The organism is Qipengyuania sp. L-5Y, assembly GCF_056859455.1.
This window is the reverse complement of sequence record NZ_JBSXOM010000011.1, coordinates 1-24,169: the sequence shown is the minus strand read 5'-3', so window position 1 is coordinate 24,169 and position 24,169 is coordinate 1. Positions and strand designations below refer to the sequence as shown.

Annotated in this window: 19 protein-coding genes and 1 tRNA gene; 6 read left to right on the top strand and 14 right to left on the bottom strand. The window is 58.9% G+C overall.

Going from position 1 to position 24,169, the window contains the following annotated elements:
• From AC13F2_RS00600 to AC13F2_RS00585, 4 genes are all read right to left on the bottom strand, one after another.
• A partial coding sequence (locus tag AC13F2_RS00600) for an 8-amino-7-oxononanoate synthase (RefSeq protein ID WP_482970436.1) occupies positions 1-1,024 on the bottom strand: 1,024 nt, incomplete at its 3' end.
• Positions 1,025-1,153: 129 nt separating this feature from the next.
• Complete coding sequence (locus AC13F2_RS00595) at positions 1,154-1,774, bottom strand: flavin reductase family protein (protein ID WP_482963910.1); 621 nt, start codon at positions 1,772-1,774, stop codon at positions 1,154-1,156.
• A 229-nt stretch (positions 1,775-2,003) separates the two neighbouring features.
• Positions 2,004-2,078 (bottom strand) — tRNA-Asn (locus AC13F2_RS00590).
• Between the two features lie 97 nt (positions 2,079-2,175).
• Positions 2,176-2,958, bottom strand: coding sequence for an NAD kinase (locus tag AC13F2_RS00585; RefSeq protein WP_482963909.1), 783 nt, complete (start codon positions 2,956-2,958; stop codon positions 2,176-2,178).
• 131 nt (positions 2,959-3,089) lie between these two features.
• Between AC13F2_RS00585 and AC13F2_RS00580 the strand changes: the two genes are divergently transcribed.
• Positions 3,090-4,412 carry a bifunctional diguanylate cyclase/phosphodiesterase gene (locus tag AC13F2_RS00580; RefSeq protein WP_482963908.1) on the top strand — a complete coding sequence of 441 codons (1,323 nt, stop codon included), beginning with the start codon at positions 3,090-3,092 and terminating at the stop codon, positions 4,410-4,412.
• Here AC13F2_RS00580 and mfd read toward each other — a convergent pair.
• Together mfd and AC13F2_RS00570 are read right to left on the bottom strand one after the other, a co-directional pair.
• Positions 4,409-7,900 carry a transcription-repair coupling factor gene (gene mfd / locus AC13F2_RS00575; protein ID WP_482963907.1) on the bottom strand — a complete coding sequence of 1,164 codons (3,492 nt, stop codon included), beginning with the start codon at positions 7,898-7,900 and terminating at the stop codon, positions 4,409-4,411. The genes AC13F2_RS00580 and mfd overlap by 4 nt on opposite strands.
• 121 nt (positions 7,901-8,021) lie before the next feature.
• The gene (locus AC13F2_RS00570; protein ID WP_103023321.1) at positions 8,022-8,300 is read right to left on the bottom strand and encodes an FAD assembly factor SdhE; all 279 of its coding nucleotides are present in this window, start codon (positions 8,298-8,300) and stop codon (positions 8,022-8,024) included.
• A 54-nt stretch (positions 8,301-8,354) separates the two neighbouring features.
• Between AC13F2_RS00570 and recG the strand changes: the two genes are divergently transcribed.
• Entirely contained in the window at positions 8,355-10,418 is a 2,064-nt protein-coding gene (recG, locus tag AC13F2_RS00565) for an ATP-dependent DNA helicase RecG (RefSeq protein WP_482963906.1), read from the top strand.
• Here the strand turns inward: recG and AC13F2_RS00560 are convergent.
• From AC13F2_RS00560 to acs, 4 genes are all read right to left on the bottom strand, one after another.
• Complete coding sequence (locus AC13F2_RS00560; protein WP_482963905.1) at positions 10,415-11,221, bottom strand: fructosamine kinase family protein; 807 nt, start codon at positions 11,219-11,221, stop codon at positions 10,415-10,417. The two genes, recG and AC13F2_RS00560, sit on opposite strands and share 4 nt — an antisense overlap.
• Positions 11,208-11,681 (bottom strand): low molecular weight protein-tyrosine-phosphatase, encoded by a 474-nt coding sequence (locus tag AC13F2_RS00555; protein WP_482963904.1) that lies wholly within the window; start codon positions 11,679-11,681, stop codon positions 11,208-11,210. The genes AC13F2_RS00560 and AC13F2_RS00555 overlap by 14 nt, the downstream gene beginning before the upstream one ends.
• Before the next feature lie 39 nt (positions 11,682-11,720).
• Complete coding sequence (locus AC13F2_RS00550) at positions 11,721-12,920, bottom strand: sensor domain-containing diguanylate cyclase (protein ID WP_482963903.1); 1,200 nt, start codon at positions 12,918-12,920, stop codon at positions 11,721-11,723.
• Between the two features lie 64 nt (positions 12,921-12,984).
• On the bottom strand, positions 12,985-14,934 hold the full coding sequence (gene acs / locus AC13F2_RS00545) for an acetate--CoA ligase (protein ID WP_482963902.1): 1,950 nt from the start codon (positions 14,932-14,934) through the stop codon (positions 12,985-12,987).
• A gap of 103 nt (positions 14,935-15,037) precedes the next feature.
• On the opposite strand from acs, the gene AC13F2_RS00540 reads away from it, so the two are divergent.
• The gene (locus AC13F2_RS00540; protein ID WP_482963901.1) at positions 15,038-17,047 is read left to right on the top strand and encodes a TonB-dependent receptor plug domain-containing protein; all 2,010 of its coding nucleotides are present in this window, start codon (positions 15,038-15,040) and stop codon (positions 17,045-17,047) included.
• Positions 17,048-17,051: 4 nt separating this feature from the next.
• Here the strand turns inward: AC13F2_RS00540 and AC13F2_RS00535 are convergent, their stop codons facing one another.
• Complete coding sequence (locus AC13F2_RS00535) at positions 17,052-17,174, bottom strand: hypothetical protein (RefSeq protein WP_255407927.1); 123 nt, start codon at positions 17,172-17,174, stop codon at positions 17,052-17,054.
• A gap of 374 nt (positions 17,175-17,548) precedes the next feature.
• Here AC13F2_RS00535 and AC13F2_RS00530 point away from each other — a divergent pair, with 374 nt between their 5' ends.
• Entirely contained in the window at positions 17,549-18,544 is a 996-nt protein-coding gene (locus AC13F2_RS00530) for an AI-2E family transporter (protein WP_482963900.1), read from the top strand.
• 191 nt (positions 18,545-18,735) lie between these two features.
• On the opposite strand, the gene AC13F2_RS00525 is transcribed toward AC13F2_RS00530, so the two are convergent.
• The gene (locus AC13F2_RS00525) at positions 18,736-20,460 is read right to left on the bottom strand and encodes a sensor domain-containing diguanylate cyclase (RefSeq protein ID WP_482963899.1); all 1,725 of its coding nucleotides are present in this window, start codon (positions 20,458-20,460) and stop codon (positions 18,736-18,738) included.
• A gap of 644 nt (positions 20,461-21,104) precedes the next feature.
• Between AC13F2_RS00525 and AC13F2_RS00520 the strand changes: the two genes are divergently transcribed.
• Complete coding sequence (locus AC13F2_RS00520) at positions 21,105-22,556, top strand: tyrosine-type recombinase/integrase (protein WP_482963898.1); 1,452 nt, start codon at positions 21,105-21,107, stop codon at positions 22,554-22,556.
• 46 nt (positions 22,557-22,602) lie between these two features.
• On the opposite strand, the gene AC13F2_RS00515 is transcribed toward AC13F2_RS00520, so the two are convergent.
• Positions 22,603-22,878 carry a hypothetical protein gene (locus AC13F2_RS00515; RefSeq protein WP_482963897.1) on the bottom strand — a complete coding sequence of 92 codons (276 nt, stop codon included), beginning with the start codon at positions 22,876-22,878 and terminating at the stop codon, positions 22,603-22,605.
• 887 nt (positions 22,879-23,765) lie between these two features.
• Here AC13F2_RS00515 and AC13F2_RS00510 point away from each other — a divergent pair.
• The gene (locus AC13F2_RS00510; protein WP_482963896.1) at positions 23,766-24,032 is read left to right on the top strand and encodes a hypothetical protein; all 267 of its coding nucleotides are present in this window, start codon (positions 23,766-23,768) and stop codon (positions 24,030-24,032) included.
• Positions 24,033-24,047: 15 nt separating this feature from the next.
• On the opposite strand, the gene AC13F2_RS00505 is transcribed toward AC13F2_RS00510, so the two are convergent.
• The coding region (locus tag AC13F2_RS00505) for an IS3 family transposase (protein ID WP_482963913.1) at positions 24,048-24,169 on the bottom strand (122 nt) is incomplete at its 5' end.

The following is a 24,169-nucleotide window of genomic DNA, read 5'->3' as shown; positions in this document are numbered from 1 at the left end:
CAGTCGGCGGGCGAATGCCGCGAATGTCGAAACCGCGAGCCTGAAGTGCCTCAGCGATGCGCATCGTGCGTGAATCTTCACCAATCGGCACGGGCTGGATATGCGTCCCGCTCGGAATTATGCCTAGTGGCGCCAGACGCTTGCCGGCATGTTCGATGATCAGGCGCAAACGTTGGCGTCGTTCATCTGCATTCGCGACAATCGAAAGGCTTTCGCGAACAATCGCGGCAATCAGCGGCGACGGTGCAGTCGAGAAAATGAAGCTGCGCCCCCTGTTCACGAGAAAATCGCGAAAGACTGTTGGCGCCAGGATGAGCGCTCCTTCGCATCCCAGGGCCTTCCCGCACGTTATGAGAGTGACGACATTTTCGCATCCATGCAGATGTGCAGCGAGCCCGCGCCCCTCTGGTCCGCAAACCCCGACCGCATGCGCCTCATCGATGAGCAGCATGGCCCCGGTACGTTCCGCCAAGGAGGCAAAGTCGTCCAAGGGCGCTACATCGCCGTCCATGCTGTAAAGCGTTTCTAAGGCGATCCACGGTGTGCCGCATCCGCCCTTCGCCCGCCATCGTGCGATCGCGTCGGCTGCTGAATCCACGTCGTTATGCGCAAAGTTCTGGCAAGGTGCCCGTGCCATCCGCATGCCCTCGTGCACACTGGCATGGATCAGTTCATCGTGCAGGATGAGGTCGCTCGCTTGTGGCAAGGTGGAGACAACCAGGCTATTCGCGGCGAAACCCGAGCCGACGAACAACGCACTTTCACTGCCGAAGAAACGGGCAGCATCGGTTTCCAGACCCAAATGTTCAGCACAATTGCCGCGCAGCAAACGCGACCCACCGGACCCCGGAGAGACGCCTCTTGCCAAAGCGTCCATGGCTGCAGAGCGTAAGGCAGCTGACCCCGCAAGCGCGAGATAGTCGTTGGAAGAAAAATCGCAGCCGGAAGCCAGGGTCATCGCGCGTCGACGACCCACTTTCTCCAGTCGCATCAAATCGTCGTTATAGAAGCTCGTTACCGTCACGCGCGGCGGCGCATAGGCGAGGCCTGCCGCGTTGGAAAGACATCACCCATTTCCTGACGGACTGAGTGCCGAAAGCTGGTAATTTGGGCACCGGTCAAAAGCTCAAGCCTAGCAAGGCCTTCCCAAACCTCAGTCGTCGGGTCGTTTCATCTTGAAGAGGCGGTCCTGCGTGATCTCAAAATAATCTGCCGGGCCTCCGCCGCGCGTGATGGGGCAGGGACGAGCAGTCATGTATATGCCGTTCTCAAGCATTGAAGTGTCAATATGGATGCCAATGGCCTCGCCAATTACGAGCCATTGATCCAGCTCGCCACCCTCCTTGTTTTCGAGTTGAATGAGCTGCGTGAGGCGGCACTCGAACTGGACGGGGCTGCCCGCCACGCGGTCGGGCTTGACGCGTAGTGAAGGCAGCGCATCAAGCCCCGCAAGGTCGAACTCGTCGATATCGGCCGCCACACTTGCTGAGCTCATGTTCATCTGATCGGCCTGAGCCATGGTGGCGAGGTTCCAGACAAACTCGCCCGTCGCCTTCACATTAGCGACGGAATCCTTCCAACCGGAAGATGAGAAAGCAATGAGCGGCGGTCGATAATTTATGAGATTGAAAAAGCTGTAAGGCGCCAGATTGCGCGCGCCATTGGGCGCTACGGTTGAAATCCAGCCTATTGGCCGTGGTGCAATGATCGCGTTCAGCGGGTCGTGCGGCAGGCGATGGCCGTCTGCCGGCTCATAAAAGTGATACTCTGTCATGCTACACGTAATGAACTAGGGGCGATCTGGTTCAAATGCGCATTTCGTAGGATACGAGCGTAGCAAAACCATCGGTCGCGGTTCGCTAGATCTGACATGGGCCGGATCAGGCGCAGACTAACCGTTCGCCTGAATTCAACAATCGCGCGCCTTCAACCCTCTATCCGGCCGGACAGAGCATAAGTTTCGCGATTTGAAAGGCTGATGCTCTCACTTCCTAAGAAGTGAATGGCTCCCCGAGTTGGATTCGAACCAACGACCAAGTGATTAACAGTCACCTACTCTACCGCTGAGCTATCGGGGAGCAGCCCGCTGGGCAGGGGTGCGCCTATATGGGGGGCTTTGCGGTTTGGCAAGCGGGCAAATCGCAAAAATTCACACTGCTTACCTGCTTTCGCAACTTAGACGACGAACTGCTCGGCGACGATGCGTTCGTCGAGCGCATGGCCGGGATCGAACAGCAGCGTCAGTTGGCTGTCGCGCGCGATTTCAAGGTCAACCTGGGCGACATCGCGAAGCTCCCGCTGGTCTGCGACGACCGAAACGGGACGCTTGTGTTCTTCGAGCACGCGCAGCGAGACTCTGCTTCGATCAGGGAGGATCGCCCCATGCCAGCGACGCGGACGGAACGGACTGATCGGCGTGAGTGCGAGCAGGTTCGAATCGAGTGGCAGGATCGGTCCATCGGCTGAAAGGTTGTAGGCAGTCGAACCCGCCGGCGTTGCGAGCAGGACACCGTCGCAAACCAGCTCGGGGATCCGCACCTTGTCGTCGACCGTCACTTCGAGCTTCGCGGTCTGCCGCGTTTCGCGCAGCAGGCTGACCTCGTTGATCGCGCAGAAGGTATGAGTTTCGCCGTCCTGAGTCCGTGCCCGCATGCGCAGCGGAGCGATATGATGGAGTTTGGCCTTTCCGATGCGCTTGATGAGCGTCTCGGGGTTCCGGTTGCGATTCATCAGGAAGCCGACCGTGCCGAGATTGAGACCGTAGGCCGGGATTATCCGCTCGCTATCCAGCATCGCATGAAGCGTCTGCAGCATGAAACCATCGCCGCCGAGAACGACGACCGCCTCGGCTTCGGATAGCGGCACCCAATCTGCTATTTCGTGGAAACCCTTGTCGGCAGCTTCCTGCGCAAGCGGAGCATCGGAAACAAGCAGAGCCAAACGGCTGAAATCGGGCATTGCCCCAGCATCCTCCTGTCCGGGATAACCATTGCCCGGGATTGCAGCGTACCTATGGATGCACGTCCCATTTGGCAACATGGGTGAAAAAGTGGCATACCCTTCTGCGGGGCGCGCTAAGGACGGCCGATATGGCAAGCATGCCCCAAGAAATTAACGGCGAAACGCGCGACACGCTCACTGGCCTCGCTGATCAGGCGCAGGCCCGCGGCACGATTACGCGCTGGCAGCGGGATTGGCCCGACAAGACCATTTCCTGTCCCATGCATGCAATGCTCATCACGCTGGGGCGCATCGATACGCTGAACGTCGCTTTCGGTGAGAGTGCAGGCGACGGCGCGCTGGTCGAAGTGGCGCAGCGTATCAAGCACTTCGCTTCGGACGAGCTGGAAAGCAGCAGTGCCTGGATCGCCGCGCGCATGGGCGGGGGTAGCTTCCTTCTCATCGCGCGTCAGGAATGTAGCCGCGAGCGGTGGCAATGGCTGGCCGAAGCGCTTGCAGACGCCATTGCTATGCCTATCGCCAATCCCGAAGGCGGGGCCAGCCTCAGGTTGTGGCCTAGACTCGCTCTCATGCGGGTCACCGACAATGACAATGCCGATAGCGTGCTTGACCGGCTGTCCGAAGTCGCAGCTCGCATGCGTGACAGCAACCGCCGCCGTATCGACTGGTCGGCGGGCGCAGTGGCGCGATCAGGGCGTTCGAACCAGCAGCTCGAAGCAGATTTACTCGCCGCAATTGACCGTGACGAAATCGAGATCCTGTTTCAGCCGCAATTCGCGCTGGACGACGACACGCTGATCGGGGCCGAGGCCCTGGCTCGCTGGGAGCACCCCCTGATAGGGCGGATCGGTGCTGGGACCCTGTTCCAGATAGCCGAGCGTGCAGACCATGTTGCCCACCTTTCCCGGCACATCGCGAAACGTGCTCTCGAACAGGCGCTCGAATGGCCGGATCACTTGCGGCTATCACTGAACATTACACCCGTTGATCTCGCTGCTGATAATTTCGCCATCGACTTTGCTCGCATGGCGGAAAGGGTCGGCTTTTCGTTGGGGCGGATCACGCTCGAGATTATCGAGCAGGTGCTGCTCGCCGATCTCGACAGGGTCAGCCGGGTACTCGATCAGTTGAAGCTGTTCGGAATCCGCATCGCGCTGGACGATTTCGGCGCGGGCTTCTGCAATTTCCGATATCTGAAGGTCTTGCCGATCGACTGCCTGAAACTCGATCGCACGATGCTGGACGGGGTCCTCGACGACGAACGGGACCTTGCGGTGTTCAGGGCTATCCTCGCCATGGCCGAGGCGCTCGACCTGAAGGTGCTGGTCGAAGGTGTCGAAAACGCGGATCAGCGGGATCTGGCCCGCAAGGAAGGGTGCCAGTCCTACCAGGGCTTCCTTCGTGCAGAACCGATGAGCGCGCCCGATTTTCTCAAACTGGCAGGATCCTAGGCGGCAACCTTCTCGCTTTTTCGCGATTTACGGGCGATGCCTGACAACCCCTTGGTGAGCTGGAAGAGACCGTTGAGCCGGCTTTCCGGTGAATTCCACGCTCTGCTAATGACAAGCTTCATATCGGGCCTCAGCTTCGCTGTGCCCTTGAGCCGATCGACATAGCCGAGCAGACCCATCGGATCGGGGAAGTCGTCATTGTGGAAAGTGACCAGCGTTCCCTGAGCGCCCACATCGACCTTGGCAATGTTCGCTTCGATGGCCTGATGCTTGATTTCGATGAGCCGGACGAGATTGGCCGTGGCGGATGGCAACTCGCCGAACCGGTCGATCATTTCTGCGGCAAGTGCCTCGATCTCGGCCTTGTCGGCAGCATCGTTCAGGCGGCGATATAGCGCCATGCGCACAGCAAGGTCGGGCACATAATCTTCCGGGATCATGATCGGGGCATCGACCGTGATCTGCGGACTGACACGTTCAGGCTTCGCCTCGAGCCCCAGTTCCCCCGCCTTGGCTGCGAGTATCGCATCTTCCAGCATCGACTGGTACAGTTCGAACCCGACTTCGCGGATGTGACCGGACTGCTCGTCACCCAGCAGATTGCCCGCTCCGCGAATGTCGAGATCGTGACTGGCAAGCTGAAAGCCTGCGCCAAGGCTGTCGAGATCGCCGAGAACCTTCAGGCGCTTTTCAGCGACTTCCGAAAGCTGCGTGTCCTGCGCATAAGTCAGATAGGCGTAAGCGCGCAGCTTGGACCGGCCGACACGCCCTCGCAGCTGATAGAGCTGCGCAAGTCCGAAGATGTCGGCCCGGTGGATGATGATGGTGTTGGCACTAGGGAGATCCAGCCCGCTTTCGACGATCGTTGTCGCAAGCAGGACTTCGTATTTGCCTTCGTAGAACGCGCTCATCCGCTCCTCGATTTCGCCGGCCGACATCTGGCCGTGAGCGGAGACAAATTTTATCTCTGGAACGTTTTCGTGAAGCCAGTCGGAAATCTGCTCCATGTCGGAAATACGCGGTACGACGATGAAGCTCTGCCCGCCGCGATGATGTTCGCGAAGCAAGGCTTCGCGCATCACCATGTCGTCCCACTCCATCACATAAGTGCGCACGGCAAGCCGATCGACAGGCGGGGTCTGGATGGTGGAAAGCTCTCGCAAGCCCGTCATGGCCATCTGCAAGGTGCGGGGAATGGGAGTGGCCGTCAGCGTGAGCATGTGAACATCTGCACGGAGCTGCTTGAGCTTCTCCTTATGCGTGACGCCGAAGCGCTGCTCTTCATCGACGATGACAAGACCAAGGTTTTTGAAATTCGTCTGTTTCGACAGGATCGCATGCGTTCCGACGACGATATCGACCTGTCCATTCTCCAGCCCTTCGCGCGTTTCCTTTAATTCGCGAGCCGGCACCAATCGGGACAGTCGACCTACCTTGAGCGGGAAACCGTTGAAGCGCGCCGCGAAATTTTCGAAGTGCTGGCGGGCGAGGAGAGTGGTGGGAGCCACCACGGCGACCTGCTGACCATTCATTGCTGCCACGAAAGCCGCTCGCAAGGCGACCTCGGTCTTGCCGAAGCCGACGTCGCCGCAGACAAGCCGGTCCATCGGCTTGCCGCTTTCCAAATCGCCCAGAACGTCCTCGATGGCGCGTTCTTGATCATCCGTTTCGTCATATTGGAAACGGTCAAGGAACTGATTGAAGGGACCTTCGTCGATTTCGAAGACCGGGGCTTTCCTGAGCGCGCGTTGCGCCGCGACCTGCATAAGCTCGCCCGCAATCTCGTTGATGCGTTCTTTCAGGCGTGCACGGCGCTTCTGCCACGCTTCGCCTCCGAGCCGGTCGAGCATGACCGCTTCCTCGCTGCTGCCATAGCGGCTCAGCACATCGATATTTTCGACCGGGATGAAGAGCTTGTCGCCGCCCTTGTATTCGAGCTGCACGCAATCGTGTTTGGATTTGCCGACAGCAATCGGTTCGAGGCCGAGATACTTGCCGATGCCATGTTCGGTATGAACAATCAGATCGCCCACGCTGAGCGCTTGCAACTCGGCGAGGAATGCGTCGGAATCCTTGCGCTTCTTTTTGCGGCGAACAAGCCTGTCGCCGAGGATATCCTGCTCGGTGAGCAGTTCCATTTCGTCGTTGGCGAAACTTGCTTCCACAGGCAGGATCATGGCCGCAGGCTTGCCCTTGGCCGACACACCCAGCGCTTCCTGCCAGGTTTCCGCCATCTGTACTGGCGTGCCAGCCTCTTCGAGGATGGACGCTATGCGTGAGCGGCTTCCCTTGGAATAGGCTGCGAGGAGCGGTCGTTTGCCAGCCTTGGCAAGTGATTTCAGATGATCTGCGAGAACCGGATAGACGTTGTCCCCTCGCGCGCGCTCCGGTGCAAAGTCGCGGCCGGAGCGGAACCCGAAACCAACCACCTTGTCGCTTTCGGGTTCGTCGAAAGGCGTGGTGCGGTGGGCGGGCGCTGCCTCCAGCGCTGCCTTCAGTTCTTCGCCGGTCAGATAAAGCGCGTCCGGCTTCAGCGGGCGATAATTACCCCTGGCCTGCCCCGTGATAGCGGTGCGCTGATCGTAATAATCCGAGATGTCCTTGACCCGCTCGTCAGCGGCAGCGATCGAAGCCTGATCGATGACGATCAAATCGTCCTTGCCCAGGTGATCGAACAGCGTCGCCAGCTTCTCCTCGAACAGCGGCAGCCAGTGCTCCATCCCGGCGAGACGGCGACCATCGCTGACAGCTTCGTACAGTGGATCCTGCGTCGCAGTGGCGCCGAACATTTCCCGGTAGCGGCTGCGGAAACGTTTGATGCTATCCTCGTCGAGGAGCGCTTCACTGGCGGGGAGCAGCAGGTGCGAATCCAGTCGGCCCGTGCTCATCTGGGTATTGGGATTGAAGGTGCGCAGCGATTCCAGTTCGTCGCCGAAGAAATCCAGCCGCAATGCTTCGTCCATGCCGCTGGGGAAGATATCGACAATCGACCCGCGAACGGCATATTCGCCCTTGTCGATGACCGTGTCGGTGCGGCCATACCCCTGTTTCTGCAGCAGCAGCCCCAGGCTTTCGCGGCCGATTTCCATGCCCGGTTTGAACTCTCGCACACTTTCGCGAATGCGGAAGGGGCTCAGCACGCGTTGCAATACTGCATTGGCTGTGGTGACGACGAGCTGCGCCTTGGCCTTGCCGGCCTGCAGGCGAAACAATGCCGACAGCCTTCTGGCGCTGATCGAGAGCGCGGGGCTGGCGCGGTCGTACGGCAACGAGTCCCAGGCGGGAAACTCGATGACCTCGAGCTCGGGCGCGAAAAACGCGGCAGCATCGACGATCGCGCGCATCGCCGAATCGTCCGGCGCAATGAAAACTGCGCGGCCCGTACTCGCTCGGGCGAGATCGGCCATGACAAGCGGCTGAGCACCGCGCGCGACCTGCGCCAGGGTGAGGGGAGTATCGGCTTTCAGGATGCGGGAAAGGTCGGGCATCGGGGTCCTGGCGTTTGGGGGCGCGGCGGGTCGCACACGCAAGACTGCCCCCTGCCCGGATTTGGGGAGGGGGCGCATGGGAAAATTCGTCAGTGGCGAGATAGTGCCCGAGGGCCGTCCGTCAACGCGGAATATCCACGTAGTCGAGCTGTTGCATCGCCTCGATCAGCTTGCCCTGGAAGCGGGGCGGTGTCGGCTGGGTTTTCAGCGCCCAGGCCATGACATCCACGTCGTCTTCTTCCAGCAGCGCTTCGAACCAGGCCAGTTCTTCTTCGGCCCAGTCGGCATGATACCGGTCGAAGAACCCCCCGATCATGAAATCCGCCTCGCGCGTGCCGCGGTGCCATGCGCGAAATTTGGCGCGCTGTTTGCGGCCTTCGAATGTGAGGAGATCGGGCATTCGACGCGGGTAGGGCACTCGCCAAAGCCGCGCAAGCGGCTATAGCATTCCGCAATGCGTCCCGATATTCTCAATCCCCTCTTCGCCGAAACAGAAACTCTCGATGGCGTAGGACCCAAGCTGAAAAAACCATTGGACCGGCTTGGCCTTACGCGGGTGCGCGATCTCGATTACCACCTTCCCGAAAGGTTCGTGACGCGCCGCGCGGTGCAGAATGTCGACGATGCGGGCGAAGGCGAGCAGATCGTGGTGAAACTGTCGGTCACAGAGCATCGCAGCGGCCGTTCCCCGCGGGCCCCCTATCGCGTGCTGGCGCAGGATGGCATCGGCAACGTGATCGCGCTGACCTATTTCGGGCGCGCTTCCTATAATGCGAAAAAGCAGTTGCCGGTGGGCGAAACGCGGTGGGTCGCGGGCAAGCTGGAACGCTTCGGCGACATGCTGCAGATCGTCCATCCCGATCATGTGGTGGAGGAAGACGGCGAAACCCTGCAGCGGCTGTGCGAGCCGGTCTATCGTCTGTCGGAAGGACTGACCCAGCCCAAGATCGCAGGGCTGGTCGACCAGTCGCTGTCCCGCACACCCGAGCTGCCCGAATGGATCGACAGTTCGCAGGTGAACAAGGAAGACTGGCCCACCTGGCGCGATGCGCTGGTGCTTGCCCACAAGGGCGAAAATGCCCCGGCGCGCGATCGGCTGGCGTATGACGAACTGCTCGCCAACAGCCTTGCCCTGATGCTGGTTCGGGCCGACAATCGCAAGCGCAAGGGACAGCCCCTGCAGGGCAACGGCACCTACCGCGGAAAGCTGGCCCTCCCGTTTCCGCTGACGGGAGCGCAGCGGCGCTCCATCGCCGAAATCGAAGGCGATATGGCGCAGGAAGCACCGATGCTGCGGCTTCTCCAGGGCGATGTCGGTGCAGGCAAGACCATCGTGGCTCTCGAAGCCATGCTCATCGCGGTGGAAGCGGGCGCCCAGGCGGCGCTGCTCGCCCCGACTGAAATCCTGGCCCGCCAGCATTACGAGAGCCTTCGCCGCATGGCGGAACCCACCGGCGCGCGCGTCGCGCTGCTCACGGGGCGCGACAAGGGGAAGGCACGCGAAGCTACGCTGATGGGGCTGCTGGATGGCAGCATTGACCTCGTCGTGGGTACCCACGCGATTTTCCAGGACGCGGTCAGCTATCGCAATCTCGCCATGGTTGTGATCGACGAACAACACCGTTTTGGGGTGGGCCAGCGCCTGATGCTGGCCAGCAAGGGCAGGCGCGCGCCGCATGTCCTCGCGATGACGGCGACGCCGATCCCCCGCACTCTGACATTGGCGCAATATGGCGAACTGGATGTCAGCAAGCTCGACGAATTGCCGCCTGGACGTCAGGCGATCGACACGGTCGTCATGGGGCAGGCCCGGATTGGTGCGCTGGTCGATCGGCTCGCCGCGCAGATCGCCGAAGGGCGGCAGGCCTACTGGGTCTGCCCGATGGTCCGCGAAATGGACGGCCCGGAAGAAATTGCCGCGGCGGAAGCGCGCTATGCAGCGCTGAAAGAGCGTTTCGGCGACGACGTCGTGATGGTCCACGGGCAGCTCGGGTCAGAGCTCAAGGACGCAGCGATGGAACGCTTCGCCCGCGGCGACGCCAAATTACTCGTGGCAACGACAGTGATCGAGGTCGGTGTCGATGTGCCCAATGCCACCTTGATGGTCATCGAACAGGCCGAACGCTTCGGCCTTGCCCAGCTCCACCAGCTCCGGGGCCGGGTGGGGCGGGGCAGCGAGAAATCCTTCTGCGTCTTGCTCCATGGCGAAACGCTGTCCGAAACCGCTCAGAAACGCCTGGCCCTGATGCGCGAATCCCAGGACGGTTTCTTTCTTGCAGAAGAAGATCTGCGTCTTCGCGGTGGCGGCGAACTGCTCGGCACGCGGCAATCGGGTGATACGCCGTTCGCCGTGGCGAGCCTCGAACAGATCACGGAACTGTTGCCCAAGGCCTATGACGATGCGCGCCTGTTGATGGAACGCGACGGCGGTCTTGAAGGAAAACGGGGCGAGGCGGCACGGGTGCTGCTGTATCTTTTCGAACGCGATTTTGGCGTGAAGACCCTGCGCGGCGGCTAGAAGCCCAGCTGATCGAGATCCCGTTCCGCAGCCGCCCGGTAACCGGAACCGAACAGTCGCACATGGATCAGCCACATCCACAACCGGTACACCGGCAGTCGCCTTTGCCACCCCGGCGCCAGGTCCAGCTGTTCGAAGAATTGCGGAGGAGGCGTGTCGAAGACTGTCAGCGTGGCAACATCGACTTCGCGGTCGCCATGACAGGCGCAAGGATCGATCAGCCACGCAGTGGCCCCGTCCCACACGATATTCCCGCCCCACAGATCGCCATGGACGAGTGACACGGTGGGTCTTTCCGGGATTAGATCTTCCAGTCTTTCCGCCAGTGCAGTGACTCTTCGACCAAGATCGGGATCGAGTTCGGGGACATGGCAAAGGAGGCGATTATCGCGCCAGAATTCCACCCAGCTTTCGCGTGGTTGGTTCTGAACGACGATATGGCGCAGGCCGTAATCTTCTTCCCAGCCATATTTCCGACCTGCGCCCGCGCCGTGCAAAGGGGCCATCGTTTCGGCAAGCGCTGACCAGGTGGCTGATGAAAATGGTCGAGCTTGCCCGAGATCCTGGAGGAACAGCCAATCACCGACTGTTCCCACCACTGCGGCTGACGGCGCATCCAGTCGCTGAAAAGCTTCCAGCATTCGCGCCTCGCGATCGATCAATGGACCCTTCTTGGCTACGCAGGAAAAACCGTCGGCAAACTCGATCCTGCTGGCACCGGATATGTCCCCGCCAGCCAGAGTTTCTATCGCTGTCGGGCTGGCACCGAATATTGCTTTTGCCGCATCTTCAAGCGCGGTCATCGATCATTTTCGCGACCAGTACCTTGGCGGCCATCGACACATCGTCCCATGTCGCACGGAAATTGTCTTCGCCGCCATACCAGGGATCGGCGACTTCGCGGCCTTCCTGTCCGGGCACGATATCCATGAGCATGAACACCTGCGCTTTGCCGTCGCCCGGATCTACATTGGAGATGTTCGTCATGTTCGATCGGTCCATGCCCAGGATCCAGTCGAACGCATGGAAATCTGCCGGCTTCAGTTGTCGGCCGCGATAGCTGGAAATATCGATGCCATGGCGCTGCGCTTCCTCGATGCTGCGGGGGTCGGGCATTTCATCGACATGATAATCCGCTGTCCCGGCGCTATCGACCTCGACGTCCAGTCCGGCTTCGCTCGCAGCTTTACGAAAAGCCGCTTCGGCGAGCGGAGAGCGGCAGATATTGCCGAGGCAGACGAAGAGCACGCGCTGTTTGGTCATCGCCACTGCCTACGCGGCAATTGTATTCCCGTGCAAGTGTCAGGCGGCCAGGCGAACCTGGTTCCTGCCGCCGACTTTCGCTTCGTAAAGGGCGGTGTCTGCCCGCACCATGATGTGGTCGATATCGTCGCCGGTGCGAAATTCCGCCACACCGAAACTGGCTGTGAACGGGATGATCCCGTCGTCCCACGTAACCGGCCGCCCGGCGATGGCTGCGCGCATCCGCTCGCAAACCAGATGCGCCTTTTCCAGATCTGCACCGGGCAGCAGAACGGCGAATTCTTCGCCGCTGATCCGTGCGACGAAATCCTTTTCCCGCAGGGCCTGCATCGCCCGGCTGCCCACTTCCCTGATGACTTCATCACCGGCCTCATGGCCACAGCGGTCGTTGATGCGCTTGAAATGATCGACATCGAATATCGCCAGGGCGAATTTTCGTTTGGGATTGGTTTCGGCCACCGAAATGGCGCGGGTGAGCGCATCGATAAATTTCTGTCGATTGGGGAGGGAGGTGAGGGCGTCCGTCGCAGACACCCGCTCCAATTCGTTTTCCAGTCCGCGTCCCTTGGCAAGCGAGCGGCGCAGAAACAGGATCGTCACGGCTGTAAGTAGCAGGAACAGCACCCCGATGCTCGCCAGCACATACTGAAGGCGCTCGTTCGATACCGCTCGCAAGTCGGCGAGTTCGCCGCGCTCGAGCAGCAGCGCCCGTTCGGCATCCACGAGCGCGTCGATTTCCTGCAAGACCGCTTCGAGCGCATCCTTGTCGTTTCCGCGCTGAATGTAGAAGATTGCATCTTCGCGCCGTCCGCTTTTCTGCTGCGCGATCACGGCGTCGAGAACCGTGTTGAATGCGCCGAACTCGTTGCGCATATCCAGCAGCCGTTGCTGCTGTTCCGGATTGTCGGCTGTCAGTTCAATCAGGCGGGCAAAGCTCGTGCCCGCCGCATTGCGACCTTCGACAAAGGGATCGAGTAAACTTGCATCACCAGTAAGCAGAAACCCGCGTTCGCCGCGCACCTGCTGAAGTGCCGCCATCCGCAGTTCGTCTGCCGCCAGCAGAACGTCGAACGAATGAACCTGTCGCTCGCGCACGGCGGACAGATCCTGTGATGAACGATGCGCGTTAAAGCTTGCACCGGTTAGCAGGACGGCCAGCAGAATGGCGCAGCCGAACAGAAAATAGCTGCGCCATTCGAACTGGCGGGAAGGGCGCGCCAGAAGTCTCGTTATCCACATCTGGCGGCGTTCCTGTGCATCCGCCTTCAATGCCATCGCGTGGTTAACTTAGAGCTAAGGTCTGCTAACGGTTCTTTCTTCCCTCGATAAGTTCATCGACTACGCCGGGATCGGCCAGTGTCGATGTGTCGCCCAGTGATGTGAAATCGTTTTCGGCAATCTTGCGAAGAATGCGCCGCATGATCTTCCCGCTCCGCGTCTTGGGAAGGGCTGGGGTGAAATGGATGTGATCCGGTGTCGCAATCGGGCCGATTTCTTCGCGGACATGCGTGCGCAATTCTGCCGACAGTTCGTCACCCGGCTCTTCTCCGGCGTTGAGCGTGACATAACAATAGATGCCCTGGCCTTTGATATCGTGCGGGAAGCCGACCACGGCTGCCTCGCTGACCTTCGGGTGCAGAACCAGCGCGCTTTCAACTTCGGCCGTACCCATGCGATGGCCCGATACGTTGATGACATCGTCGACGCGGCCGGTGATCCAGTAATATCCGTCCTCGTCGCGGCGGCAGCCGTCGCCCGTGAAGTACTTGCCCTTGTAAGTGCTGAAGTAGGTCTGGATGAAGCGTTCGTGATCGCCGTAGACCGTGCGCGCCTGACCGGGCCAGCTTCTGGTGATGCACAGATTGCCCTCTGTCGCACCGTCCAGAACATGGCCTTCATTGTCGACCAGCTGCGGGCACACACCGAAGAAAGGCCTTCCCGCACTGCCCGGTTTCATGTCATGCGCGCCGGGCAGGGTGGTAATCATGCAGCCACCGGTTTCGGTCTGCCACCAGGTGTCTACGATCGGCAGTTTCCCCCCGCCGACAGCCTCGTAATACCAGCGCCACGCCTCGGGATTGATCGGTTCGCCCACGCTGCCCAGCAAACGGAGCGATGACAGGTCGTGCTTTGTCACATGAGTGTCGCCCTCGCGCATTAGCGCGCGGATCGCGGTTGGGGCGGTGTAGAAGATGTTGACCTTGTGCTTTTCGCATACGGTCCAGAAGCGATCGTGATCTGGATAGTTCGGAACGCCCTCGAACATCAGGGCGGTCGCCCCATTCAGCAGCGGACCGTAGACGATGTAGCTGTGCCCGGTGACCCACCCGATATCGGCAGTGCACCAGAAGACCTCGCCTTCGCGATAATCGAAGATGTAACGGAAGGTAGTTTCGGTCCAGACGGCATATCCGCCGGTGGTATGCAGAACGCCCTTGGGTTTGCCTGTCGAACCTGACGTATATAGAATGAACAGCGGATCTTCCGCATTCATCGGCTCGCATGGACATTCATCCGCCACATCGGCCGAAAGCTCGTGGTACCAGTGATCGCGGCCTTTCTTCATGCTCACCGAACCGCCCGTGTGTTTGATGACCAGAACACCCCTGTTCGGCACCTTTTCAAACGCTCGATCGACATTGCTTTTCAGCGGAATCCGCTTGCCGCCGCGCAGTCCTTCGTCTGCGGTGATCATCCAGTCGCTCGCACAATCCTCGACCCGGCCCGCGATCGCGTCGGGGCTGAAGCCGCCGAAAATCACCGAATGGATCGCCCCGATCCGCGCACATGCCAGCATGGCAAAAGCGCCTTCGGGCACCATGGGCATATAGATGGTTACCCGGTCGCCTTTGGAAACACCCATCTTTTTCAAGGTGTTGGCCATTCGCACAACCTCTGCCTGAAGTTCGGCAAAGGTGATCTGGCGCACCTCTCCATCGGGAGCATCGGGCTCGAAAATCAATGCGATGCGCTCGCCATTGCCCGCCTCGACATGCCGGTCGACGGCATTGTGACAGATGTTGAGAACACCGTCCTCGAACCACTTGATGGAAACCGGATCGAAGGACCAGTTGCCAATGACCTCGGGCTTGCTGAACCAATCGATCCGTTCCGCCTGCCCGCGCCAGAAAGCATCCGTATCCTCGATGCTTCGCGCATAGAGTGACTGGTATTCTTCCAGCGTGCAATTCGTGTCTTCGGCGGCCGTAGCGGGGCGCTTGACCCATTCAGATTTCTTGCCAGCTTCCGTCATGCATCAGGTCTCCTCTTCGACATATCTCTAGGCATTCGTTTGCTCAGTGCAAACGCCTTGCAGGCACTCGCAATTCCCGAGACCTGGCGTTAGGGCGAGCGCGATGGTCATTTTTCGATATTCGCTGGCTGCCAGCCTGATCGCGGTCGCCGCCGCGGCCCCCACATTCGCGCAGACCGATGAGCCTGTAATCATTGTGACCGGCACGGGGCTGGAAGCGACACCTGCTGCTCCAGCTTACGACACGCAGGAAATCGATCGCGACCAGTTGCTTTCCGTGCCGTCGGGGCGGATCGAGGATGCCCTTTCGTCTGTTGCGGGGTTCCAGCAGTTCCGCCGTTCGGACAGTCGTTCCGCGAATGCGTCCGCCCAAGGCGCGACGCTGCGTGCTCTGGGCGGCAATGCGACCAGTCGGGCGCTCGTCCTGCTCGACGGTGTGCCCATGAGCGATCCCTTTTTCGGCTATGTTCCTTTCAGCGCGCTTGCGCCGGAGCGTCTTGCGCAGATCCGCGTCACGCGGGGCGGGGGATCGGGGCCCTTCGGTGCAGGGGCGCTTGCGGGAACGATCGAACTGGAAAGCGCCGGGATCGTGGCACTGGACGGCGTCGCCGGTCAAATACTGGTCAATGATCGCGGGGAGACGGAAAGCTCTGCGAGCATCGGTTCGCGCTTGGGCGCTGGGTTTGCCGTGGTGTCGGGCCGCTGGGATCGTGGGAAGGGCTTCTTCACAACGCCCGCAGATGATCGTGTGCCGCAATCGGCGCGCGCTGCCTTCGATAGCTGGTCGACCCAATTGCGCGGCGTTGCGCCCCTCACAAACGATGTCGAGCTTCAATTTCGCGGCCTTGCTTACCGTGATGCTCGGACGTTGCGATTTGAAGGCGCCGACAGCACGATCGAAGGCCAGGATGCAAGCCTCCGGCTGATCGGTCGCGGCCGATGGCAATTCGATGCGCTGGCTTATGTCCAGGCACGCAATTTCACGAATGTCGTGATCAGCTCGAGCAGTTTCGCTCCGGTACTGGATCAGCGAAATACTCCGTCGACCGGTCTTGGCGGAAAATTCGAACTGCGCCCGCCGACCGGAGAAGACAATGTGCTGCGGTTGGGTGTCGACTATCGCCAATCGGATGGCGAATTGTTCGAAACGGCGATCAGCGCGTTTTCCGGCGCAGTCACGGCGCGGCGTAATGCTGGCGGCACAAACAGCGATCTTGGCCTCTTCATCGAGAATGACTGGACGCTCGGTGCCCTGACCCTGACTGGCGGCGCGAGGCTTGATCGCTGGTCGATCCGCGACGGTTTCTTCAGCGAGCGCGACGCCAACGGACTGCCCGTCGCCGCCGAAACCTTCGCCGACAGGGCCGGATGGGATGCCTCTTTTCGTGGGGGATTACTCCTCCGGCCATCCAACACACTAGCCCTCCGAGCCGCAGCATACTCCGGCCTGCGTCTGCCTACGCTTAATGAGCTTTACCGCCCGTTCGTCGTCTTCCCCGTCGTGACCCAGGCCAACGCCGGATTGCGGAATGAGAGACTGGAAGGGTTCGAGGCCGGATTGGACGTCACGCCGACCGAAAACCTGTCACTATCCCTCACCGCGTTCGACAACCGCGTAAAGAACGCGATAGCCAATGTGACGATTGATACTAACCTGCGCGAACGTCAGAATATTGATGCGATTCGTGCTCGTGGTATCGAGGCCGGAGCAAAGGCAGATCTGGGTAAGCTCAGCCTAAATACCTCTATCTCATGGACGGATGCCGAAACTCGCGGGTCGGGCTTTGCCGCAGCACTCGATGGGAACCGACCGGCCCAGACACCCCGCATTGCGGGGCGCGCAACGCTCGCATACCGCCCCGCGATCGACTGGATCGTGTCGGCAACCGTCGGTCACGTTAGCGCCCAGTTCGAAGACGATCTGGAAATGGATACATTACCTGCTGCAACGACGCTCGACGCCTTTGCGCAGGTGCCGATCATGGGCAAGCTAAGCCTGGTACTCCGCGGAGAAAACCTTACGGGCGAAACGATCGTGACTCGCAACCAGGGTGGTTCGATCGACCTGGGTGCCCCGCGCACGATATGGGGCGGTCTCCGCTACGGCTTTTGAGCGATCAGGTGGCGTCGTCGACCGTGTTGGCGACCGATTTCAAATCATCGCCCACCCCGCGAACAGTGTTGCAGCCACCCAGAACGATGGTGGCCATGAAAAGAGCAGCAATGGTTGCGCGGCGCATTTGAGGAAATCCCGATATAGTTTTCAGACCGGTCGCAAAAGGCGACAACCTCCTATCGCGCAAGCAGGCTTGCTGCGCAATGAAGGGTTGGGATGAAGTCATGAGGCAGCCAAGCCGCAGCCGATCAGAGGGCAGTAGATTCGCTCTCCAGCCCGACAAATTCCTGCTGATCCCAGCACGTTGCATTGAAAGCGAACCGTCTTATTTCATCGAAGCGTCAATGCTGCGAAAGCCAAAGGGGGACAAGCGCCCTAGGAATAATCCATTTAACAGGGACCTGGCGTTGCGCCTATTGGTTGATGCTTCCGGGCGGCCGATCGGAGCTTGTCCTGGGAGTAAATGAAAATGCCTTTCGACTGTCTCGTGAGCTTCCCGTGACCGGCAGCCTTGCGCAGTTTTCCCTCCGTGTTCTGATAGCTATAGCACTGGTAGTTTGTGCTCTGCTGATCTGGCAGTTGCAAAGCGTTCTTCTGCTAATCTTCGCAGCGGTAGTGGTTGCCGTTGTACTCGACGCCTTTGGAAACGCGTTGCGGAAGCTGGCACCCGTGCCGGAAGGCGTGTCGCGTCTGCTTGCCGGCATTCTGATTGCGTCGGTGCTTATCAGCGCTGCGTTGTTGTTCGGTCGCCAGATATCCGCCCAATTGTCCCAACTCGGCGACACGCTTCCCCCAGCTTGGGAGAATTTTGTCGACTGGGCAGGCCCCGACCGGGTTGAAAGCGTGATCGACGATTTCGCGCCTGACGGCACAAGCTTGGCCTCAATGGTTCAAACCATGTTTGGGGCACTGACAGACGCGCTATCCGGTTTGATGGTCGCGGTATTGGGCGGGGTCTATATCGCCATCAATCCCAAAACCTATCACAAGGGTGCCATCACGCTCCTTCCGCAACGTGCGCGAGATCGTGTGGATGCAGCCAGCCGCAAAACGGGAAAGGCCTTACGCGACTGGTTGCTGGCGCAGCTCATTTCCATGCTTGCAACCTTCCTGGTCGTCTATCTCGGACTGACCCTGCTTGGCGTGCCATCCGCACTGGCGCTGGCTATCTTGGCCGGGTTGTTCGAGTTCGTGCCGCTGCTGGGGCCGGTCTTGGGCGCAATACCTGCAGTTCTGATAGCAGGTACCGTTGGTATCGATACAGCGTTGTGGACCATCGGCTTCTTTATCGTTTGGCAGCAGATCGAGGGCAACGCTGTCGCTCCTCTGGCGATGAAATTTGCAGTCGAGATCCCGCCAGCGATCACGTTATTTTGCCTGCTGACTTTCGGGGTTTTGTTCGGTTTGCCCGGCCTCTTGCTGGGTGGCCCATTGACCGTGGTGCTATGGATGACGATCAAGACGCTATGGGTCGAACCCCAAGTGTCCGGATAAGCGGAGTCTTTTTACAGTGAATGGTCTCGACGATTCGACTGGTCAAAAGGGAGAAGGCTCCGCATCAAATTAGAGCAACAAGTACGTCAGCAATGTAGTCAAAAGACCGGTTGGAAAATTTCTATCCTAATAGCACTCATTGCCATGCAAGTTTGCCTGACCTGAAACCTGCTCCTGGTAAGTCCCCCTAATCACACATGGATACGATCACGCCCGGACACCTTCAGGGTTATGATCTCTTGGTGTCTAGTAGAGCTGATATCAGCGATGATTACGCGGTTTCGGCCCGCGTGCTTGGCGGCATAGAGTGCGTCGTCGGCTTGTCTGTAAAGCGTGTCGAACGGCCCATCCGCTATGCCTTGCGCGATCCCAATGCTGGTGGTGATCCGGAGAGCGGGTGCAATTGCATCAAAATTGCATTGCGCCAATTCGGATTTTACCGCTTCGCCAAGCCGACAAAGGTCTTGGCCAGCAAGCCCACTCACGCCCACGACGAACTCTTCTCCGCCAAGCCTGCCAACATGGCAGGCATATCGCGCTTCAAACGTCTGCAATTTGCGACTTATAGCTATTAGGACCTCATCTCCGGTCTGATGCCCAAACTCATCATTGACCAACTTGAACCTATCCAGATCGATTACGAGCAAGCCGAACGGGACTTTCGCGAGCCCGCCAAAATCTTCTGAGCATCGGGCAAGAAACCCCCTGCGGTTCAACAATCCCGTCATCGGATCCCGTTCGGCGAGTTCCACCATTCTCAAACCAGTTTCGATCGCGACGTCGCGCTCCACTCGCAGGGATCCCAAGCGTGCCGCTGCAAAGCCGGTCAAGCAGATAACCTGCAAGGCGGAAGCAAACAGCATCACGATCCTGTCACCGCCGCCCCATAACACCCCGCCGAGATCGACTATCTGAGTAATAGCCAACGTTGCCATGGGAATGGCCCAGCTAATGGCAAGGTAGCGGCCTTCCACATGACCATCCTTCCATGCTTTTGCGATGCAGGCTGTTGCTAGTGCCACGCTAGATAGGGTCCCGATCCCTAGAACTATGGCAAACCGTCCAAAGTTGGCACCGGGCAGGCCGCTCACCGTACCCAAGGCGAAAACAACGGCGCCGAGCGCGACGAGCAGGCGGCGCGCACGTTTCGGCGTGGCTTGGCGCAGCGCGGCTGCCGTTGCGAGAGACGCCAACAGGATTGCAAGACAGGCCAGAATAGTAGCGAGGCGGTTCGATGTTGTGCCCGCCATCTCTGGAACTATCGTCAGCCCGATCTGAGACCAAACAAGGCCCCAGATCATGACTGTCGCGGCCCAGCCACCATGCCAGAGAAAAAAGCTTTGCCGTAAGCCCAAAGCGAGACCGAAGTTGAACAGCGCAGCTATACCTAGGAGAGCCAATGCGGCACCGATAGCGAATGCGGTCAGCTGGAACTGGCGTTGTGCGACCAGCTGAGAGATCATTCGCAGCTCAAGCAGATCATAACTCTGCAGGCCCTCTATTCGTAGCCATGCCGCGCTAGCTTGATTATCAACATCGGTGTCGAAAGCGATCTGACCACCGACTTGCCAATTACTGCCGTATTCGCCTCGGCCGACCGACCCCGCTTTTCGTATGCCGTTTCTATATTCGAAGTAGACATCGAGGCGTTCGAACCGGGTGGTTTGAATGGCGAGCGATGCATCTTGCGAAAGCGCTGGCGCGATTGGCACACGCAGCCAAAGGACACGGCCGCTGTAACTGCTTGGTTTCCCCGAGCATTGCAGATCGGATCTATCGGGAGCGATAACAGAGCGCGAAACGGCAAAGCATGTGTCGGCAGGTGGGGCCGCGAACAGCCCAGGGCCGACAAGTCCGGCGCAGATTATCACAACCGTTTGAAGGAGCGACCGCCACGTGAACCACAGCAAACTCATGTTTGACGTCAAGACCCCTTAGCGAACTGCGCTTCGCTCGCGCTTATCCAATTAGCTATTTCGTTCTTTAATTTAGGTACATTTCATTAAATTCTCTTCAATGCCAGCAGTTAGCAGCAGGACAGACCTCCATACGCATGGCATTTCAACGCTGACTTGCGTCCGTGACAGTCGAACGTCCGCCCTAAGGTAGGTGTCACAAGTAATCAGCCTAACGGAATTGCGCTTTCGGCACGTGCCAATACGAAAAAGCATTGGGGGCTGTTCGGGGAAGGTCGTTGCTCGGGTCAGCCGTCTGAAGCGCGAGCGCTAGAGGCCGAGAGGTAATATTTCGGAAATGGATGCGGCGCCGGATGACATATCTCGCGCCGCGACGCGTGACATGAGCGATGCGAGAAATCGGTCTGACCTTTCCGCATGTGCATCGCTTATGTGCTACAGTCGTGTGACCGCAGTGGTGCGATGCATCATGCTAAAGAGGCGGAAAACCGTCGTTTTTGCGATAAAGTGGTCGGGGAGAGAGGAGGCTGAGCTCAGATAGGCTCAAACCCGCAGAAAACTTGTAATTCCTTGCATTACCGTGTGTTGCACCCCTACAGACCTGCCCCACAAACCTGCCCCACAGGGGCTCAAGGGGGGCATAGATGGCAGCTCTGAAGCAGCGGCATAACAAATGGGAAGCGCGGGTGCGGGTGCCCAAGAGCGCACAGGATGCAATGGGCGGCAAACAGATGCTCTACCGAACCCTCAAGGCGACAGACAGGCGAACCGCAAAGGTCGAGGCGCTGGCTTGGGAAGCTGAGCTAAAAGCGGGTTGGGAGGCGCAGCGCCTTGGCACTGATGCTCCGATTGCTGCCCTTCGCCGGATCTATGAGAGCATGCGTGAGAAAGCTGAGAGGGGCGAGTTCACTCTTCAGGGGGACCGCGAGAGCTTCGATGAGATCACCGCCGGTATCGAGTACGAACTGGAGAAGCTCGCCGAGCGGGCCGGGGGAGGGGAGCTTGGCCCAGCGGACAGCATGAAGATGATGGCCCTTCAAGACGCTAAGCAGCAACAGGTTCGTGGCCGCGTAAAACCTAGAAAGGAACTGGAGCTATCCTTCCGAGAACTAGCCAATGAGTATCTCCGGCTCTGGCGCACTACGGCAGGGCTCAAAGCGACGAATACGGAGCAGCAAAAGAAGGCAACCTTCGATCTCTTTCAGTGTTATTTCGGAGACAAGCCGGTCCGGCAAGTGAGGCGCGGCGACGTCTCGCACTTCGTCGATGCGCTTAGACAAATGGATCCAGACTGGGCGAGGACCGGAAAACCTCGCGAGGATGGCATAAGCGTGAGTTGGTCGGAACTTCAGAGGCGCTTTGGCGGGAGAGATAAAGGCTTGGCCGATGCTACCGTTAACCGGCACATGGGCACACTTTCTACCTTCTGGAACTGGGCAGAAGAGCGCGAGCATTGCGAGGGACGAAACCCATTCGACGGACACAGGCGTAGTCTGAAGCAAGGTAAAAACAAGCACGGCTTTGTTGCTTGGGAGATCGACGAACTCAAGAGGCTCTTTAACCCTCCGCCGAAAAGGGACGACATTCGCGAGATTATGCTCGTCGCACTCCATTCTGGCATGCGGCTGAACGAGATCGCTTCGCTCACTAACGGGCAAATAAAGCAGTCCAGCAGCGTTACGTATATCGACGTGACCGACGCAAAGACCACCGCAGGGGTTAGGAAGGTGCCAGTTCATCCTGCCTTGAGTTGGCTAGTCCGAAAGGCCCAAACTGGATGTCCAGAAGCGCGGATATGGCCTAGGTTCAATGATGAAGGGCCGGGTAAGAAGCCGAGCGGGGATGCAGGAAAAGAGTTCTCGTCTCTGAAAATAGCTCGCGGCTTCGATAATCGAATGAAGGTATTTCATTCCTTCCGAAAAAACGTCGTAGGTCAGCTTGAAGCGGCAGGAGTGCCGCAGAATGAGGTGGCACAGTTGATAGGACACGAGAAGCAGGGGCTCACGTTCGGGACCTACGGTAAGGATCTTTCGCTAGAGCGACTTGCTGAGATAATAGCGATAGTTCGTTATCCGGATCTAGAAGCCGCTCTTTGAAGCACGACGCGACGGAAAATCGTACGGCTGTCGACAGTGCGGAAACCTATGCTTCAAGAGATTTCTGTTGAGCAAGCCTTTGCCAGCCGAACCCTACGATTAGCGCCGCAATGCCATAAGGAAGGATACCTGCCGTCCAGCGAATAGGTTCTCCATCAGCCGAGCCAATAGCGTAAAGAACGACTGCCAGTAAAAACGCGATCGCAACCGTTCCCCAGCGGTACTGCGAACCCTTCCAGAAGCGTCGCGTAATCAAGCTGACAAGACCTGTGATCAACATAAACCCAAAGATCGCCCCAATCAAAAACGCTACAAAAGCCATTTCGCCCCCTCCTCAATTATCGTCTAATTATTCGATTTCGACCCTAACGAACTCATATCGAAGATCAAAGCTCAATCCCGGAAGTGCTTAGTAAGCGCGGCCTCCGCCGCTCAGTCCTCACGAGTTACTTCACTGCGTCGAGGGTCAGACGAAGTTGGTGCGGGGGCGGTATCCAGCGAGCAGCCACTGCGCAGCAAGACAAACAGCTCTCGCCCCATATTTAATTCGCAGAAAAGCGCTGGTCTCCGATTAACCCTCACCCTCGGGGGACAGACCACTGAAAGAGATAACTTAGGGTTATCTAAAGGGGCTCAAGAAGGGATCACTACGTTCGGTATGAAGGTGCAAAGCTCCTGGCAGCTTTTACCCGGCGGGCAGAGGATCACTTGCCTAACTGCAATTAACCCCCACCCTCGGAGGATGGAATCCCTGCCCCGGTCAGATATACTGAAAGAGAACTGTAGGATAACCCTTAGGGTCTCCAAATAAGCCCTGAAAGATTGTCTGGACAGTCGCTCGGAAAGGGTGATGCGTGAGTGTTGCATCCAAGGTAGGAAGGCAAGGGTTTCCAATTAACCCTCACCCTTGAGGATGGAACCCCTCTGCCCCCCGGTCAGATAGGCTGAAAGAGAACTATAAGAGATCCGTAGGTTCACCTCGCGTGCCCGTAAGGATCTCCGTCAGTTTCTCTGAAGATACTACTCCTTCACAGACCTTCCAACGGGTGGGTGTGAAGGGCCTTGCAGCCCTGAGTGGCATCGAACTCTTTTCCGCCTCCAAACCTAACCCCTCGGTCTCCTAAAGAGCGCCGAAGGAACAGCCGCGTCCGCTGTGGACGCATCGCACAACGCCAATCGCCTGAGATCGCTCAGGCAGAAGCAATCAACATGACTGACACTTCCTCCCCCGCCACTGGCGGCAACGAAACCATGCGCGCTGTAGTGATGAACTACGGCCACCTCTCGACCTCGTCTCAGTGGGTTCCCGAAGACCTCCAGCCGTTCGCTAAACAGGTCTTAAACATGGATCCCATACGCGACGTGCCGAGCTCGGTGGTCGATAAGAACGGACATCGTCCAATGAAGGCGAAAGCAAGTGGGCTGCCGGATGACATGCGGCATGAGGTCTTGGATAAGTTGTATCGCATTCCTTGAATAGCCCCTAGTTTTCTAGACGCCCTCGGTGCTCATCATCTGCTGCCGTTCGAACTCTACGGGTGACAGCATCCCGTTTCTCACATGCTTGCGTATCGGGTTGTAGAACATCTCGATGTAATCGAACACATCCTGTC

Bases quoted from the DNA above. Each gene is read 5' to 3' on its own strand.
- AC13F2_RS00540 (WP_482963901.1), top strand. From the start codon at position 15,038: ATGGTCATTTTTCGATATTCGCTGGCTGCCAGCCTGATCGCGGTCGCC.
- acs (WP_482963902.1), bottom strand. From the start codon at position 14,934: ATGACGGAAGCTGGCAAGAAATCTGAATGGGTCAAGCGCCCCGCTACG.
- AC13F2_RS00555 (WP_482963904.1), bottom strand. From the start codon at position 11,681: ATGACCAAACAGCGCGTGCTCTTCGTCTGCCTCGGCAATATCTGCCGC.
- AC13F2_RS00520 (WP_482963898.1), top strand. From the start codon at position 21,105: ATGGCAGCTCTGAAGCAGCGGCATAACAAATGGGAAGCGCGGGTGCGG.
- AC13F2_RS00570 (WP_103023321.1), bottom strand. From the start codon at position 8,300: ATGCCCGATCTCCTCACATTCGAAGGCCGCAAACAGCGCGCCAAATTT.
- mfd (WP_482963907.1), bottom strand. From the start codon at position 7,900: ATGCCCGACCTTTCCCGCATCCTGAAAGCCGATACTCCCCTCACCCTG.
- AC13F2_RS00510 (WP_482963896.1), top strand. From the start codon at position 23,766: ATGACTGACACTTCCTCCCCCGCCACTGGCGGCAACGAAACCATGCGC.
- AC13F2_RS00550 (WP_482963903.1), bottom strand. From the start codon at position 12,920: ATGTGGATAACGAGACTTCTGGCGCGCCCTTCCCGCCAGTTCGAATGG.
- AC13F2_RS00515 (WP_482963897.1), bottom strand. From the start codon at position 22,878: ATGGCTTTTGTAGCGTTTTTGATTGGGGCGATCTTTGGGTTTATGTTG.
- AC13F2_RS00525 (WP_482963899.1), bottom strand. From the start codon at position 20,460: ATGAGTTTGCTGTGGTTCACGTGGCGGTCGCTCCTTCAAACGGTTGTG.
- AC13F2_RS00535 (WP_255407927.1), bottom strand. From the start codon at position 17,174: ATGCGCCGCGCAACCATTGCTGCTCTTTTCATGGCCACCATCGTTCTG.
- AC13F2_RS00560 (WP_482963905.1), bottom strand. From the start codon at position 11,221: ATGACCGCGCTTGAAGATGCGGCAAAAGCAATATTCGGTGCCAGCCCG.
- recG (WP_482963906.1), top strand. From the start codon at position 8,355: ATGCGTCCCGATATTCTCAATCCCCTCTTCGCCGAAACAGAAACTCTC.
- AC13F2_RS00595 (WP_482963910.1), bottom strand. From the start codon at position 1,774: ATGACAGAGTATCACTTTTATGAGCCGGCAGACGGCCATCGCCTGCCG.
- AC13F2_RS00585 (WP_482963909.1), bottom strand. From the start codon at position 2,958: ATGCCCGATTTCAGCCGTTTGGCTCTGCTTGTTTCCGATGCTCCGCTT.
- AC13F2_RS00580 (WP_482963908.1), top strand. From the start codon at position 3,090: ATGGCAAGCATGCCCCAAGAAATTAACGGCGAAACGCGCGACACGCTC.